The organism is Streptomyces echinatus, assembly GCF_014203595.1.
In the GTDB taxonomy this organism is placed as follows: Bacteria; Actinomycetota; Actinomycetes; order Streptomycetales; family Streptomycetaceae; genus Streptomyces; species Streptomyces echinatus.
The window spans coordinates 54,603-69,516 of record NZ_JACHJK010000004.1; the positions used below are offsets into that span (position 1 = coordinate 54,603).

At 66.6% G+C, this 14,914-nt stretch carries 11 protein-coding genes and 2 pseudogenes; 8 read left to right on the plus strand and 5 right to left on the minus strand.

Translation table 11 applies throughout. The features are described 5' to 3' along the window. Positions 1–5: 5 nt before the first annotated feature. The 3 genes from FHS34_RS12725 to FHS34_RS12735 are packed head-to-tail and all read left to right on the plus strand — an operon-like array spanning position 6 to position 3,854. Positions 6–1,406, plus strand: a complete 1,401-nt coding sequence (locus FHS34_RS12725) for a UvrD-helicase domain-containing protein (protein ID WP_184964475.1) — start codon at positions 6–8, stop codon at positions 1,404–1,406. Further along, positions 1,403–2,101: a DarT ssDNA thymidine ADP-ribosyltransferase family protein gene (locus tag FHS34_RS12730; protein WP_184964477.1), complete on the plus strand. Its 699-nt coding sequence runs from the start codon at positions 1,403–1,405 to the stop codon at positions 2,099–2,101. Before FHS34_RS12725 ends, FHS34_RS12730 begins: the two co-directional genes overlap by 4 nt. Positions 2,102–2,105: 4 nt before the next feature. After that, positions 2,106–3,854: an ADP-ribosylglycohydrolase family protein gene (locus tag FHS34_RS12735; RefSeq protein ID WP_505383591.1), complete on the plus strand. Its 1,749-nt coding sequence runs from the start codon at positions 2,106–2,108 to the stop codon at positions 3,852–3,854. Positions 3,855–4,207: 353 nt separating this feature from the next. On the opposite strand, the gene FHS34_RS12740 is transcribed toward FHS34_RS12735, so the two are convergent. Together FHS34_RS12740 and FHS34_RS12745 are read right to left on the minus strand one after the other, a co-directional pair. After that, positions 4,208–5,377 (minus strand): serine/threonine-protein kinase, encoded by a 1,170-nt coding sequence (locus FHS34_RS12740; RefSeq protein WP_184964481.1) that lies wholly within the window; start codon positions 5,375–5,377, stop codon positions 4,208–4,210. Between the two features lie 44 nt (positions 5,378–5,421). Then, complete coding sequence (locus tag FHS34_RS12745; RefSeq protein WP_184964483.1) at positions 5,422–7,212, minus strand: hypothetical protein; 1,791 nt, start codon at positions 7,210–7,212, stop codon at positions 5,422–5,424. A gap of 158 nt (positions 7,213–7,370) precedes the next feature. Between FHS34_RS12745 and FHS34_RS12750 the strand changes: the two genes are divergently transcribed. Then, positions 7,371–8,105, plus strand: coding sequence for an SAVMC3_10250 family protein (locus FHS34_RS12750; protein ID WP_030823093.1), 735 nt, complete (start codon positions 7,371–7,373; stop codon positions 8,103–8,105). A gap of 73 nt (positions 8,106–8,178) precedes the next feature. Here the strand turns inward: FHS34_RS12750 and FHS34_RS12755 are convergent, their stop codons facing one another. Then, complete coding sequence (locus tag FHS34_RS12755; RefSeq protein ID WP_184964485.1) at positions 8,179–9,222, minus strand: serine hydrolase domain-containing protein; 1,044 nt, start codon at positions 9,220–9,222, stop codon at positions 8,179–8,181. Between the two features lie 94 nt (positions 9,223–9,316). Continuing rightward, positions 9,317–9,463: pseudogene (locus tag FHS34_RS42520) on the minus strand (glycosyltransferase); the annotation flags it as partial. 11 nt (positions 9,464–9,474) lie between these two features. Here FHS34_RS42520 and FHS34_RS12760 point away from each other — a divergent pair. Together FHS34_RS12760 and FHS34_RS12765 are read left to right on the plus strand one after the other, a co-directional pair. Beyond that, positions 9,475–10,497, plus strand: a pseudogene (locus FHS34_RS12760) (helix-turn-helix domain-containing protein); the annotation flags it as partial. Beyond that, entirely contained in the window at positions 10,494–11,048 is a 555-nt protein-coding gene (locus FHS34_RS12765) for a flavoprotein (protein ID WP_184964489.1), read from the plus strand. The pseudogene FHS34_RS12760 and the gene FHS34_RS12765, both read left to right, overlap by 4 nt. A gap of 873 nt (positions 11,049–11,921) precedes the next feature. Here the strand turns inward: FHS34_RS12765 and FHS34_RS12770 are convergent. Continuing rightward, positions 11,922–12,359: a hypothetical protein gene (locus FHS34_RS12770; RefSeq protein WP_003974483.1), complete on the minus strand. Its 438-nt coding sequence runs from the start codon at positions 12,357–12,359 to the stop codon at positions 11,922–11,924. A 515-nt stretch (positions 12,360–12,874) separates the two neighbouring features. Between FHS34_RS12770 and hemL the strand changes: the two genes are divergently transcribed. Together hemL and FHS34_RS12780 are read left to right on the plus strand one after the other, a co-directional pair. Further along, positions 12,875–14,194, plus strand: a complete 1,320-nt coding sequence (hemL, locus tag FHS34_RS12775) for a glutamate-1-semialdehyde 2,1-aminomutase (RefSeq protein WP_184964491.1) — start codon at positions 12,875–12,877, stop codon at positions 14,192–14,194. Beyond that, a complete protein-coding gene (locus FHS34_RS12780) occupies positions 14,191–14,889 on the plus strand; it encodes a histidine phosphatase family protein (RefSeq protein WP_184964493.1) in 699 nt (232 codons plus the stop codon). Before hemL ends, FHS34_RS12780 begins: the two co-directional genes overlap by 4 nt. The last annotated feature ends 25 nt before the right edge of the window (positions 14,890–14,914 follow it).

Sequence of the window (14,914 nt, forward strand, 5' to 3'; positions counted from 1 at the left end):
GCGCGATGGGGCTTTCGTTACCTGACCCGAAGGGTCACCAGCGGGACGTCGTCTTCCTGAACGAACGCGGTCACTGCGTCGTTCTGGGCACGGCGGGCAGCGGCAAGACGACGATGGCGGTCCATCGGGCTCATTATCTGGCCACGGCCCCGGGTATCGGAGGCCGCACGCTGTTGGTCACCTTTAACAAGGCTCTCGTTACCTATCTCAGGGGTATGAGCACCGCGTCTCCGAACCTGCAGATCGAGACCTACCACACCTTCGCGCGCGGCTATCTCGCGCATCGCACTAAGGCGCCGGTGCGCATATGCAAGTCCAAGAAGCAAATGGTTGAGCGGGCGCTGGGGGAGGCTCGTGAGCGCCACCCCTCCCGGGCCGTTCTTCACCGCCCGCTCGATTTCTTCTTAGATGAGCTGCATTGGATGGTCGGGCACGGCATAGTCGACCAGCAGACGTATGTGGAAGGCCGCGCCCGTCGGGTTGGCCGGGGCAGGCCCCTTCAGCAGCTCGATCGCGAAGTCGTCTTCGAAATCTGCCAACGGTACGTGCAGTTGCGTACCGAAGCCGGGTACGAGTACGACTTCGACAACATGGCGTCAACCGTCCTGGCCGCCCTGAAGGTTGATCCCACCAACCGGCTTTACCGGCATGTCGTCGTCGATGAGGGCCAGGATTTTACACCTGAGATGATTCGAAGCCTGGCGGCGGCCATTCCCGGCGACGGATCACTGACTTTCTTTGGAGATTACGCGCAGCAGATCTACGGAAGCCGGATGTCCTGGCGCTCCCTGGGCCTTCATGTGTCAAATGTCGTGGAGTTCGCCCACAACTATCGCAACAGCCGTCAGGTCGCCCAACTCGCCCAGTCACTGTCGGATATGCCGCATTTCAAGGACGACGTCGATCTGGTCCAGCCGACCGGTGCGGCGGCCGACGGCCCGAAACCCACCATCCTGGAGACTGCAGGCAAGGAAGAACAGCTCGTTCAGGCGGCGAGCAACGCCCTGGCGCTGGGCGCGGACCGTCAGGTCGCCATTCTTATGCGCACCCGAGACCACGAGGACAAACTCAGGTCGCTCCTCGACGGAGGTCGTGTCCCGGTTCACCGCCTGCACCGTGAGCTTGCGCGGTGGACGGACGAGCCGGGGGTGTTTTACGGGACTTACTCTGCGGCGAAGGGCTTCGAATTCGACTCGGTGATCCTCCCATTCTGTGATGCGGACGAGCTGCCGAAAGCAAGTGAGGTGGAGGCGCATGGCCTCGACGAGGCCAAGGCACGCGAGGCCCGGCAGTTGTACGTGGCCATCACCCGGGCTCGTACAGACCTCATCATGCTGCACTCAAGCAAGCTGACCGATCTGCTGCCGCAGGAGATGTCTGACTTGTACGTGCGGGTGAGCTTGTGAGTGACGTCCGTGAGCAGGCCCGGGCCCGCGGTATCACCCGTCTGTGCCATCTCACCAAGTCGGCCAACCTGTCCCACATCCTCGACACCCGGCAGATACGTCCCGTGGCCACCCTGCAGACGGCTGCCGACGCCTTCCGGCCTGCCGATACTCAGCGTCTGGACGGCGCACTGGAGTTCACCTTCCTGAGCGTGGAGTATCCGAACACCTGGTACCTGGCTCAGGCAGCGAGCAGGGACCGCCATTTTCAGGATTGGGTGGTTCTCACGCTGGACGTCGACCTGCTCGCCACTTCCGGCGCCCGGTTCTGTCCCTACAACTCCGCACGAGACAGGAGCGCCGGCGCCCGGCTGGGTGCTGACGGCTTCAACGCCATGTTCGCGCCCACGGTGACCGGCAAGGTGACTTTGCGGCGAGAACATGGGCACCCGTCCTGGTGGCCCACGGACGACCAGGCGGAGATACAGATACCCGGAACCATCCCACTGTCCGCCGTACACTCTGTCATCGTCCGGGACGAGAAGCAGGCGGAGCTGGAGTACTTCAGACATGCCCAGTACGGCATGGCGGTTTTGCTGCCACCTCTGGTTGTCGCTCCTGTGCTCTTCGACAAGTACGCCCTGAGCCGCTCGGTGCGCTCCGGCAATCGGCCACCGGAGAGCCCGTACATCCCCCGAACAACTCTGGCAGAGTGAACACGTGAACGCTGAGCTTCACCCATGGACCGACAGAGCCTGCGGCATGCTCCTAGGAGCAGCCGTCGGGGATGCCATGGGCTGGCCCTACGAGCGGCGGGACCGGACGCGCTCACTTCCGCCACTCAGCCAGGTCTCGGGTCGATTCTTCGCCTGGCAGCGGATGGCCAGCAGCCGATTCCGCCCGATCCTCGAGGACATCGGACCAGGCGAGTACAGCGACGACACCCAGATGCTCATCGCCGTGGCCCGCGCTCGCCTCACAGCGGGAGACGACTGGCTCACCTGGCTGCAACGAGTTGAGTGGCCTTTCCTCCTCGACTACGAACGTGGCGCCGGGGCCAGCGTCAAACGCGCCTGCCGTGCCTGGGAGAAGCATGAATCGGCCTGGGGTAAGAGGGCCGATGACCAGGAGAAGTACTTTAGCGCCGGGGCCAACGGCGCGGCCATGCGCATTGCGCCGCACGTCATCGTTCACCACGAGGGTTCCTTTGGCGACCTAGCAGCCGACGTGATCCGCGACGCGGTGACGACACACGGACACCCGCGTGCTCTCCTGGGCGCCCTGGTGCATGCGTACGCTCTATGGATCAGTTTGCGACAACCCGCACCGCTGGCCTACGGCTGGCTCATCGAGGCCGCGCTGGACGGTCTGAAAGACTGGCGGGAACCGGTGTGGCAGAGCCTGGACCGACACTGGCTCGATGCCGCAGCCAAGGCGTTGCCCGGCGGCTATGAGCAGGCCTGGGACGACACCGTGCAGGAGGTGGAGGATCTTCTCACCAGCGCACGGTCCTCACTGGACAGTGGCGCGCTAAGTGCTCCCTCCGCCTTTCTGGAGGAACATGGCCTCACCCGGACGAAGACGCGTGGTTCGGGAACCCTGTGCGCGGTGGCCGCCATCTACCTCGCGGCCCGGTCCGCCGCCGGCCCTGAGCGTGGCATCGGTATCCCAGCCCGCCAGGAAGGCGCGGACACGGACACCTTGGCGTCCATGACCGCCAGTCTGCTCGGCGCAGGTCTGGGCCAGGAATGGCTCGGCTCATTCGGCCGGACCGTTCAGGACAGTGCCCTGATCATCAGGCTGGCCGAGAACCTGCTCTGTCCCGTCTCCACGACACTCGTCCTGCCCTCCCGCGACGAGGCTGACCAAGCTCGCTCGCGGTTCCTAGAGGAGCTCGACAGGGCCGACACCCGAGCCAGTCTCCTGCTCCCAGACCGCCGCCAGGCCCGCATCGTCGCCCGAGGCCCCATGACGTCCGGCAACTGGACGGCGCAACGCACCCATCTGGCCACCGCGGACGGCCAGAACCTCTTCCTCATCCGCAAGGTCCAGCGGGCGGAAGCGGAAAGCGTCCACGAAGTTCCTCGCAGTGAGGCAGCACCGACCGCCGGGCAACGAGCGAGCCGCCTTCCGACCGAGGCCCGGCTCCAGGGCGCCTACCTGCCCGTCACGGACATCAGCCGCGTGACCGAAGCGCTCACGGCTCTGGGGTTGAGTGCACCCCGCCGCGGCAGCGACTGGGTCTCCTACGAGAATCTCGTCATTAGACAAGCGCATACCAGGGAACGGGCCACGGGCGTTCCGCGTGTCCAACTTCGTGTAGCCATCGCCGACGTGCAAGTGGCCTGGGAGCGTCTGCGCGGAATGGCGTTCGATGGCGCAGTCCAACGGGACGGGGGCGCCTTCTGGGTGCAAATCGATCCGTATCTGATCGTTGCCGTCAACAATGCCGAGCCGCCTGTCGGGTGATTTGCGGCGAACTCAAGAGCCGGTGCCCCCGTGGGACCAACGGACGGAGATAGCTGCCAACGCTCTGACACACGGACTTTCTACCAAGCCGCAGTCTTGCGAACTCATGCATCACTACGAGTTCGCCGATAGTTCGGACGGTCTGGTGAGATCGGAGATGATGCTGGCCCAGGCGCGCAGGCGGGCGATGCAGCCGCAGAACACTGAGAGGGAAAAAGTCGGACGGTGTTGACATGCACCGGATGCGGCTCCGCATTCTCCTCCCACCGGCTCAGCTCGTGAGGTGCGGTTAGCTTGTGGAACGTGGTTCGGACCCGGCTATGTGCAGCGCGTCACGTGGGCTGAAGGAATCGCTAGTTCGCGCCCGATCGCGCAATCCACCGTGCGACACCCTCGAAGGCGTTCAGTGCTCGTACGTCGTAGGGGCCGAAGAAGTCTTGGCAGTCATGGCCGAGTCGGTCGTAGAGGGCTGCTGCTCCTCTTGCGTCACCTGACTGGCCTGTGAGTTCGGCGTGTTCTTCCCGTGCCTCAATCACCGATTGGTCGCTCGGTCCGAACCGGAGCTCCAGATCGAAGATGCGGTGGTCCAGTCCTCGGATGCGTCCAGAGAGACCGGCATTGCTTCCGTGAGACTCGGGCAAGTCGGCTTGTCCGACGACGTCGTCCAAGTCCAATGCGTCCAGGACGATTTGGGTCTTGCTCACCGCCTGTGCAACCGCTTGGGCGCTCTTCGGTCGCTGCGCTGGATCCTTGGCCAGGAGCCTCTGGACAATGGAGTCGAGCTGAGCGGGAACGCCAGGGCGGTGGGCACTCGGGGGTGCTGGCGTATCGTCCTGATGCATTCTGCCCACAGTCATGGGGTCGTCCTGTGGGCTGCCAAACGGTGGGCGCCCTGTCAGCATCTCGTAGAGGACACAGCCTACGGAGTACAGGTCGCTGCGCTGGCTACCTTGCTCGTCGTTCCATCGCTCCGGTGCCTTGTACAGCGGAGTACCCGCACTTGTGTGGGACTGAGTGACGTCGGCGAGAAAAGCCAACCCAAAGTCCACGATCTTCACGTCACCTTTGTGCGTGATCATGATGTTGCCAGGCTTGATGTCGCGGTGGATCACCTCAGCAGCGTGCGCGGCGCCTAGGCCCTCGCAGATCTGGCGCGTCCATCGCACGGTTCGCTCAAGCGTGAGAGTCGGCCCTGTCTTCAGATGCTCGGCGAGGGACCTACCCTCTACGTACTCCATGACGATGTAGAACTCGCCGTCGTGTTCGCCGGTGTCGTAGATGTGTGCGACGTTGGGGTGGTTGACCCGCGCCATGGCCAAGCCTTCACGTTCGAACATTCTCACTGTCCACTCGGTGAACTCTGTGAGGGCTCCCTGCTGGGTAAGACGTCGCCGTGCGAGGAACTTCAGGGCCACGGTGCGGCCCAGCTTCGTGTCCTCGGCTGTCCACACATCGCCCATGGCGCCGCTGTCGCGGCGTTCCCTCGGCTTGAAACGGCCGCCGATCAGCTTGGAGGTGTCCACCCGTTTCCTTTTCTGCTTTCTCGTCGGATCACGTCACCCAGTGGTCAGTTCTCGTTGCGGTGCCCTCCCCATAGGGTGAGAGCTGTCAGTTGTTTCATTGCCTCGTGCCATTCCTCGAAGAAGTCCTCGCGCTGGTCCAGCGCCTTCGCCAGCGTAGCGACGGACTCGTTCCGCAATCGGTCTCCCTGTTCGTTCACATGCTTCTTGCGTAGTGGAACGCTCCAAATCTCCCATATCACCCACGAGACCATGCCGAGGGTGAGTAGGAGGAAGAGCCCCTGCCATGCCCCGTCGACGAACGGCACTACGAGTGACCCACTGAAGCCCCCTATCACCAAGGCGCAGCAGACGCGTGGCCATCTGCGTACCACAGCGTCTGACTGGGCCTGGGTCTGTTGCTTGATGTGCGAGGTGAGGTCATTGACGAGCGGGCCCGGCTCCACCAGAAGTTGCGGATCCGTCGGAACGGTGGAGGACCAGCCCGCGACGCTCAGGGTGATGTGATGTGGAAGGTGATGCCGGGAGTCTGTGACGACTCGGTTGGCGGCGTGCTCCAAGCTCGGCCAGATGGCGCGAAGGGCCATGCGGCGAGCCGGCGGCCCGAGTTGTGCTTCGTCCGGCTCGAAGACGGCTTGGTCGAGCAGTTCCATGAAGGTCACTGGTTGCGTGTCGGGGCCGAATGACGACTCATGTGCCCGCGTGGCTGCCTCAAGGTCTCCTCCGTGTTCGATGACACGCTCAAGCCGCCGCATCTTCTCGCGTATGTCTGCTTCGTCGGGTTCGAGCTGGTTGATCAGGCGCTCCAGGGCACTTTCGACGTGGTTGCCGTCGCTGACGGGCCAGTCCACTCCGTCGGGACCGTCTGGGAACATGCGTCTGAGATAGGCCAGGGTTCTGTCGGGCACGGTCGCGAGTTCCCAGCCGTGGCGGAGTGTGTCCCACTGCTCTCCGGAGGTCTTGCGCAGTGCCGGGTACTGGTTCTTGGTCATGCGCCGGCGCAGGCTCTGCAGCCGAGCCTCCCACTGCTCACCACCGTTCATGTCAGCTGTTGCGTAGGTGTCGCTCGAAATGCGAATGCTGCTCCGGTTCCATCGCGCCATGGCCTGCTGGGTGTAGCTGAGCGCCTTGTCCCCCAGTTCCTTGCTCGCGATGGCGTCTAGGACGACGAAGAAGTCCTGTCCGAGTTCCCCAGGGTCGAGCGACTGCAGATAGAGGTCCATCCATGCGGCCGCTTCAGTCTCGTCTCCGAGGCGGGAACAGGTCAGCGAGAAGAAGAGGTTGGCTTTGGCGGCGTCCAGCATGCATGCATGTGCGCGGGCGCGCTCGCCCCGCTCGTCCTCGTTGCGGAACTTGGCCGCGACCGCCATCGCGGCCGGAGCCAGCCAATATGTCGGTTCGAGGAGCATCCGCTCTTCGGTGCAGGCTCGCACGGTAGCCGTGTTGACCACATTTCTGTAGACAGCCTGTGCGGTAAGGGTGTGGACCAACCCGCGAGCTAGAGCGCGGGTGTGCTTGCGTTGTGCGAAGTCCGCGTGCCACTCGGTTGTCAGGCGGGACAGTTCGGCCTGGGCTTTGGCCACCTCTCGATCGCGGCCATACTGTTCGATGAAGGTGTCGAGGACTTGGCGTGTGTCGGTGATCGCGCTCTCTAGACCTGCGACCTCCTGGCGCACTTCGGTGACCTCGCCGCTGAGCCTGACGACGTCCGCTCGCACGTCGTGCAGTGTGTCCTCGTGGCGGGCTTGTCCTTTCCCTATGCCCTCCACCCGTTCGCTGAGTTGATGCAGTGCTGAGTCCGTCTCAAGCCGGTCTTCCATGACGTCCCCCGAGGTCATCGCGGCGTACGGTGTGTGCCTGCTCATTATCGAGTCCGAGAGCATGATCTGGGCTCAACTGGCCTAATTCGCTGCATGGTTGCGCTGCACCGGTCGGTGTCAGCGGGGGATGGCAGTATGAGCGGGCACGTGGCCAGTACACCGGATGGGGGCGTCCCTTGCGTGAGATCGTCTACTTGTCGGAAAGTAAACTGCGGCAGTTCGTGCCTGAGCCGCGACGTGTCCCGCGCACGGGCGCACTTCGTGTGACCACGCCGCTCGGCGGTATCGACATGGACGCGCCGGTCGCGGACGGGGAGCAAGGCCAGCTGCGGCACCTGCGTGAGGTGCACAAGCATCTGGAGCTTGTTGCGGATTGGTACACCGAGCCCGACTTGCGTCCCGGCCAGTGGATGCAGTTCGAGGTCTCGCTTCGGTGCGTGACACTCAGCGGTGCCCATCAGGATCTCGTGCTGTTCGTGGACTCGGTGCGTGGAGAAGGCACAGGCGATACAGAAAGAAGCTGCCGTTTGCTGATGCATGGGTCGGTCCGGCATCTGAGAGGCTGGACTCCGGTGTCGGTGGATGGTCCTGTGCTGGAGGTGGTTAACTCCGGGTCCAGTCTGGGGTCCTCTTTCGTCACCCGGGCCGGGCAGGTCGTCGAGGCACTCGCTAGGCACCGCGACCCGCTGCCCGTGGATCAGACTCCAACTCGCACAGCCGTGGACCTGCACGGCCGCGGAGTGCAGGAGCTGTTGCGCGCCCTGGATGGTGAGGACGTCAGCATTGACACGTCCGCGTTGATGACCGGATACGCGCGTGTAACCGGGCTTCTTCCGAGCACCGGGACTGATTCTCGATGCGTGGTAGCGAGCCCGCTCTTCGTGGAGTACGCGACGGTGCTCTCTGAGTAGAGTCTTGTGTGACTGAGGCCGTTAGCCTCTGCTGGACGGTGCCCGCTCAGACTGGCGGTCACACCATCCGGTCTTACCTGAAGGCGAGCTCCCGGAAGCCGTTGCGGATGTCGGTCAGCGGTGCGCGGTCGCGGGTGTAGTAAAGCTTGTTGGTAAGGAGCACCGCCCAGCGGTCCTTGGTGGGGGAGATCCACATGCCCGTGCCGGTGAAGCCGTAGTGGACCCAGACGTCCTCCTCGGTGGTAGTGCCGGGAGAGGGATGCCAGAACAGGCCACGAGTCGGCCGGAGTTCACCTGTCTGGATGGTCAGGGAGCGGGTGATCCACTCGCTGCCGAAGCCAGCCCGGCGCTGAGACGTTGCAGGGGCGAGCATGTACCGGAGGAAGGCTGCGAGGTCGTCGAGGACGGTGAAGGCGCCGGCGATGCCGCAGATGCCGCCCAGGAGGCGGGCTGAGAAGTCGTGGGCGACTCCCTTGAGGTGGGTGTCGGTGTCCTGGTCGAGTTCGGTCGGGGCGCAGCGGGCGGCGATTTCGGCGGGCAGGGGGCCGAAGAGGGTGTCGGTCATGCCCAGGGGGTGCCAGGTGAGGGCGGTGGCCAGTTGGTCCAAGGGCTGGCCGGAGAGGTGTTCGGCGAGGTAGCCGAGGATGAGGGCGGCCCGGTCGGTGTACTCGACGGCTTCGCCGGGTGATCGGTGGAGTGGCTCGTGCAGTACGCCACGGCGGATGTCGTCCGGGTTGGTGCCGTAGAGGTTCTTCAGCTGGGCTCGCAGTGGGACGCCGGCGGTGTGCGTCAGCAGCTGCCGGGCGGTGACGGATCCGAGTGCGTGTCCGGTGACCTCCTGCCAGAAGCTGCCAAGCGGCTGGTCGAGGTCGAGGGTGCCGTGCTCCCACAAGGCGCCGATGGAGGACCAGACGGCCAGGATTTTCGTGAGGCTGGCGGCGTCGAAGACGGTGTCGGTGCGCATCGGCACGTCCGGCTCGTCGGGGTCGAGGACGCCGGTGGTGCCCTGGGCGAGGGTGCCGGTGGCGTCGCCGAGGGCCCACACGGCGCCCGGGTACACCTTGTCGCGGACTCCTTCGTCGAGCAGGGCTTCGATGCGGTCGCGGTCGTACGTCATGGTCTCCCTCTTCGCCGGGGTGTCCCGTCGGTCAGCGTAGTGACGTTCGCGGAGCGGTTCGGGTAGTGACGTGTCGGGTCGTCTGGCGGTCGGTTCACGTGAGCTGTCGGCCGAGGTCGGTCAGGGATCGTGCGGTCGCCGAGAGGGGATGGCGTGCTGCGTTTGCATAGCCGGCCTGTCGCAGGGCGGTCAGCAGCCCGGGTGTCTTTCTCAGCCGATCGAGGTCCCGCGTGAATGCGGCGGAGTGGGGAAGCTGACGACATGCACCGCCGCACCTTCCTCGCCGCGAGCATCGCAGCGCTCGCGGCCCCGGCCGGCTCTTCGGCCTCGCACACCGCCCTCGTCCAGGCCCTCCTGCCCGGTCCCGGCCCTGCGGGCACCGGTGGCCCCCAGGACACGGCCGTCCTGTATGAACGCGTCGGATCAGCACTCAGGCTTTTCCACACCTGCCACTACACAGAGCTGGAGCGCACCCTCCCGAGCCTGATCGCCGACCTGCGACTGGCGGCCGGTGATGCGACGGACAGGGACCTCGTCTCCCGGCTCCTGGCCACGGCGTATCAGACGACGACGAGCCTGTTGCTCAAGCAGCATGACCAGGGCAACGCATGGCTCGCCGTCGGCCGGGCGATGGCCGAGGCCGAACGCTCGGGGGATCCGGTGGTCCTCGCCTCCAGCGTCCGCGTCCAGGCCCACGTGCTGGTCCGCGAGAAGCACGCCACTGAGGCCGTCACCCTGGTCCGGCACACCGCGGACCAGCTCACCGGCTCCTACGACCGGCGCTCTCCGAAGTACCTCGCCGCTGTCGGACTGCTGCTCCTGCGCGGAGTGACTGCGGCCAGCAGCCGCGGTGATCGCGCGGCCACAAAGGAATTCCTCGCCGAGGCCAAGGAAGTCTCGCGGTATGTCACTCTCGACCGGCCCGACGCCTGGGCCACCTTCAGCCCGACCAATGTCGCCTTGCATGAGCTGAGCGCTTTGGTGGCCTTTGGCGACGCCGGCCTCGCCCTTCAGGCGGCCCGGCCCCTCATGCGCCGGCACATCCCGGTGCCCGAACGCCGCGCCGCACTGTGGGTGGAGGCGGCCCGCGCCTATAGCCAGCAGGGCCGCCTGGCCGACGGCTACCAGGCCCTACGTATCGCCGAGACCTGCGCCGCCCAGGACATCCGCCGCCCCGACGTCCGCAACCTGGTCGCCGACATGGCCGCCCGCGACCGCCGACGTACTCTGCCGGAACTGCACCACTTCAGTCGCCAACTGGGAGTCCCCGCGTGACCGAACCGACCGCCCCGGACAAGAAGCCCTTCCTGTACGTCGTTGTGTGCGCGGCAGGCGTGGCCCGTGACGTCGGCAAGCTGATCACAGCCGCCCAGGAGGCGAACTGGGATGTCGGCGTCATCGCCACACCGCAGGGATTTGGCTTCATCGACGCCACGGCGATCGAGGCACAGACCGGTTACCCGATCCGCTCCGCCTGGCGTTCACCGGGAGACCCGCGCCCCCTGCCCCCGGCGGACGCGATCGCCGTGGCTCCCGCCACCTTCAACACGATCAACAAGTGGGCCGCCGGGATCTCCGACACCCTCGCCTTGGGCATCCTGTGCGAGGCGTACGGCATGGGTATCCCGACCGTGGCACTGCCCTACCTGAACTCCGCCCAGGCCGCCCACCCCGCCTACCAGCAGAGCCTGGACCGGCTGCGGGCGATGGGTGTCTTGATCGGTTCCTGCGAACCGCACCGGCCGAGGGCCGGCGGCGCGGCGGAGCGCTTCAGCTGGGAGGAAGCACTGGACTTGCTGGAGCCTCTGGTCAGCACGGCGCGGTGACTCCGTCCGTCACTTGGCAAGAAGGTGTATCCCGATGGCTGACGGCCTCGAGACGCGAGGCCGTCAGTGCCGGAGTTACCGGTGTCGCGTGGGGGCCGCAGGCCCCGGCTGTGACGGGCTCGGCCGCGTCTGGCCGGAGTGTGCCGGTCGTGGTGTCACCCACGTACGAGCTTGGGCGGCTCGTGCTCGATCGCTGGGGGCCTGCCGGGCAGCGAGGCGTTGGATGCGCCAGGTGAGGGTTCTGACGGTGGAGCGGGAGTCGTCCAGGGTGCGCTGCCGTGCGGCGTGCTGGAGGAGCTGTTCGGGGTCGTGGCCGGTGGTATCGGCTTCGGAAAGGGCGGCGGCCAGTGCGGGCCAGGCAGAGTCGTCGAGGACCTGTTGGGCGTGGTCGGGCAGAATCGCGATGATGCGCTGGGCGTGGCGTTCCCTAGTGCGAACGGGTGGCTGGCGCTGGGCCAGAGCGGCCAGCGGCTCGGCAGCAGCCTGTTGGTAGGCGGCCTGGCACCGCGCCCGATTGGCCGCCTTGGACGATCCTGGTCGGCAGCAGTGGCTCACGCTCCCGACGCACCTTCCACATGGGCGCCCGACGCTGATCAGCCAGGCGCGGCTCGTTGATCCCTGCCGCTCGCGCCGGACGGTCGAACTGCTCGTCCGCCAGTATGTACGCCTGTAGCCGAGCACTGGGGTGCCGTGCGTGACGTCTTGGACGCGGCCCTGGACACACTCGACACCTCAGAATGCGTGGCAGGCGTCGGATCAGTGCCCCAGCGAAACCGATGTGCCCTCAATGTGCCCGGGCCGCCTGACGGCCCCTCCCAGGCACTAGCGAGAGCGGGACCCGAAAGTCCCGCCCAAACCTCGCAGAACCCCAGATCAGGGCCACACCAGGCAATAAGGCTGATGCCCCGCCTCGTGCAGCCGGTGTGAGAAGTCCTGCCACTCGTGCAGCAGCTGGTACACGTTGAACGCGTCGCGCGGGCCGCCCCGGTCCGGGACCGTCGACCAGATGAAGGCCGCCGCGCCGACCGCCTCCTCGCCGATGCCGCGCAGGGGGTCGACCACCGTCATGGGGAGCTTGACGACCGCGTAGTCGGGGTGCAGGACGACCAGCTCCAGGGGCGGCACCTTGTGCAGGGGGACGCCCTCGATGCCGGTCAGCACCATCGCGGCCATCGTCTCCGGCTTGATCTTGGTGAACATGCCGTTCATGCCCAGCTCGTCGCCGCCGAGTTCCTCAGGACGCATCGAGATGGGGACACGGGCCGCGGTCGCGCCGTCCGGCGCGCCGAAGTATTTGTACGTCACCCCCACCCGACCACCATTCCTGCTCCCCGCCCGGAGGCGGTCGGCGCGTAGCCCCTGTGTCTCACGGGCGTCGGCCTGATGCGTGTCTTTCTGACGTGCTTCGGTCGCTTCCTCCGCTTCGCGCCGGTGCCTTCCCCGCCGGGCACGTCGAGGACCCAGGTCATCAGTCCCCTCGCCCAGTCCGCCACCGCGATGCATATCTCCACCCGACTGCTTTTCTAGGACGCGTGGCCCCCGCCGCGCAACCCGATCATCGTGTCAGTGACCTCCCCCACGGCCGCCCGCCGAAACGTGCGGTGGAACAACAGTCCACGAGGAACTTCAGGCCCCTGATCATCCGGCTCTGTTGATTACGTGCGGATGAGCTTTGTGTATCAGGTCTCAGTCTCGCAGATGCCCGCCGCATGGCGGCGCTTTGATCTTGAGGTCGTCCACGGTCCGGCCGGGGCGCGGCCTACCCTGAGGAGGTCACCCCGCAACCGGAGTCCGAGAAGCCGGAGAAGCCGCACGTCATGAGTGCCATGAGCGAAACGCCCTATCCCTACGACGCGCCAGCCTCACAGGCGCTCTTCGACCGCGCCTCCGTCGTCACCCCGGGTGGAGTGAACTCCCCGGTGCGCGCCTTCCGCGCCGTCGGCGGTACCCCCCGCTTCATGGTGTCGGGCCAGGGGCCCTACCTCACCGACGCCGACGGGCGCGAGTACGTCGACCTCGTGTGCTCCTGGGGTCCCATGATCCTCGGGCACTCGCACCCCGAGGTCATCGCCGCCGTCCGGGAGGCCGTCGCCCGCGGTACGTCCTTCGGCACGCCCGGCCAGGGCGAGGTGGAGCTGGCCGAGGAGATCGTCGCCCGCGTCGAGCCCGTGGAGCAGGTGCGGCTCGTCAGCAGCGGCACCGAGGCGACCATGTCCGCCATCCGGCTCGCCCGCGGGTTCACCCGGCGGTCCAAGGTGATCAAGTTCGCCGGGTGCTACCACGGGCACGTCGACTCGCTGCTCGCCGCGGCCGGGTCCGGCGTCGCCACGTTCGCGCTGCCCGACACCCCCGGTGTCACCGGTGCCCAGGCGGGCGACACGATCGTGCTGCCGTACAACGACCTGGAGGCCGTCCAGGAGGCCTTCCACCGGCACCCCGGCGAGATCGCCTGCGTGATCACCGAGGCCTCGCCCGGCAACATGGGCGTCGTGCCGCCGGACCCCGGGTTCAACCAGGGACTGAAGGACGCCTGCGGCAAGAACGGCGCCCTCTTCATCTCCGACGAGGTCATGACCGGGTTCCGTACCAGCCGGGCCGGCTGGTACGGCGTGGAGGGCGTCAAGCCTGACCTCCTGACCTTCGGCAAGGTCATGGGCGGCGGCTTCCCCGCCGCGGCCTTCGGCGGCCGCGCCGACGTGATGGCCCACCTCGCGCCCGCCGGGCCCGTGTACCAGGCCGGCACCCTCTCCGGTAACCCCGTCGCCACCGCCGCCGGTCTCGCCCAGCTGCGCCTGCTCGACGACGCCGCCTACGTCAAGGTCGACGCCGTCTCCGAGCAGATCCGGACGCTGGTGAGCGAGGCGCTGTCCAAGGAGGGCGTCGCGCACCGGGTGCAGACCGCCTCCAACATGTTCTCCGTGTTCTTCACGGACCGGCAGGTGCGCACCTACGAGGACGCCAAGCGCCAGGAGTCGTACCGCTTCACCGCGTTCTTCCACTCGCTGCTGGCGAACGGCGTCTATCTGCCGCCCTCGTCCTTCGAGTCCTGGTTCGTGTCCACGGCCCACGACGAGCGGGCCATCCAGAAGATCGCCGACGCCCTTCCGGCGGCGGCCCGGGCGGCTGCGGAGGCCACGGCGGAATGAGCGACAGCAGCAAGGACATCACCGTCGTCCACCTCATGCGGCACGGCGAGGTCGAGAACCCGGACGGGATCCTCTACGGCCGGCTGCCCGGCTACCACCTCTCCGAGCTGGGCCGGCAGATGGCCGACCGGGTCGCCGAGCACCTCGCCTCCCGGGACGTGACCTATGTCTGTGCCTCCCCGCTGGAGCGGGCGCAGGAGACCGCCACCCCGATCGCCAAGGCGCAGGGGCTGGACCTCGACACCGACGAGCGGCTGATCGAGGCCGACAACGTCTTCCAGGGCAAGACCTTCGGCGTCGGGGACGGCGCGCTGCGCAAGCCGGACAACTGGAAGCACCTCGTCAACCCGTTCCGGCCGTCCTGGGGCGAGCCGTACGTGGACCAGGTCGTGCGGATGACGGGCGCGCTGAACGCGGCCAGGGACCAGGCGCGCGGGCACGAGGCGGTGCTGGTCAGCCATCAGCTGCCGATCTGGATCGTGCGGTCGTACATCGAGCGGCGCCGGCTGTGGCACGACCCGCGCAAGCGGCAGTGCACCCTCGCCTCCCTGACGACTTTCACATATCAGGGTGACAAGATCGTGTCGGTGGGCTACAGCGAGCCCGCCATCGATCTCGTCCCGGTCCACCTGCGCGCCGGCGTCAAGCCCCAGAAGGGCAAGGGCACGGCCCAGGGGAAGGCCTTCGGGGCCTGACCGGTCGTCACCGGCGGCCCTGACC

Bases quoted from the DNA above. Each gene is read 5' to 3' on its own strand.
- FHS34_RS12755 (WP_184964485.1), bottom strand. From the start codon at position 9,222: ATGACGTACGACCGCGACCGCATCGAAGCCCTGCTCGACGAAGGAGTC.
- FHS34_RS12725 (WP_184964475.1), top strand. From the start codon at position 6: ATGGGGCTTTCGTTACCTGACCCGAAGGGTCACCAGCGGGACGTCGTC.
- hemL (WP_184964491.1), top strand. From the start codon at position 12,875: ATGAGCGAAACGCCCTATCCCTACGACGCGCCAGCCTCACAGGCGCTC.
- FHS34_RS12780 (WP_184964493.1), top strand. From the start codon at position 14,191: ATGAGCGACAGCAGCAAGGACATCACCGTCGTCCACCTCATGCGGCAC.
- FHS34_RS12745 (WP_184964483.1), bottom strand. From the start codon at position 7,212: ATGACCTCGGGGGACGTCATGGAAGACCGGCTTGAGACGGACTCAGCA.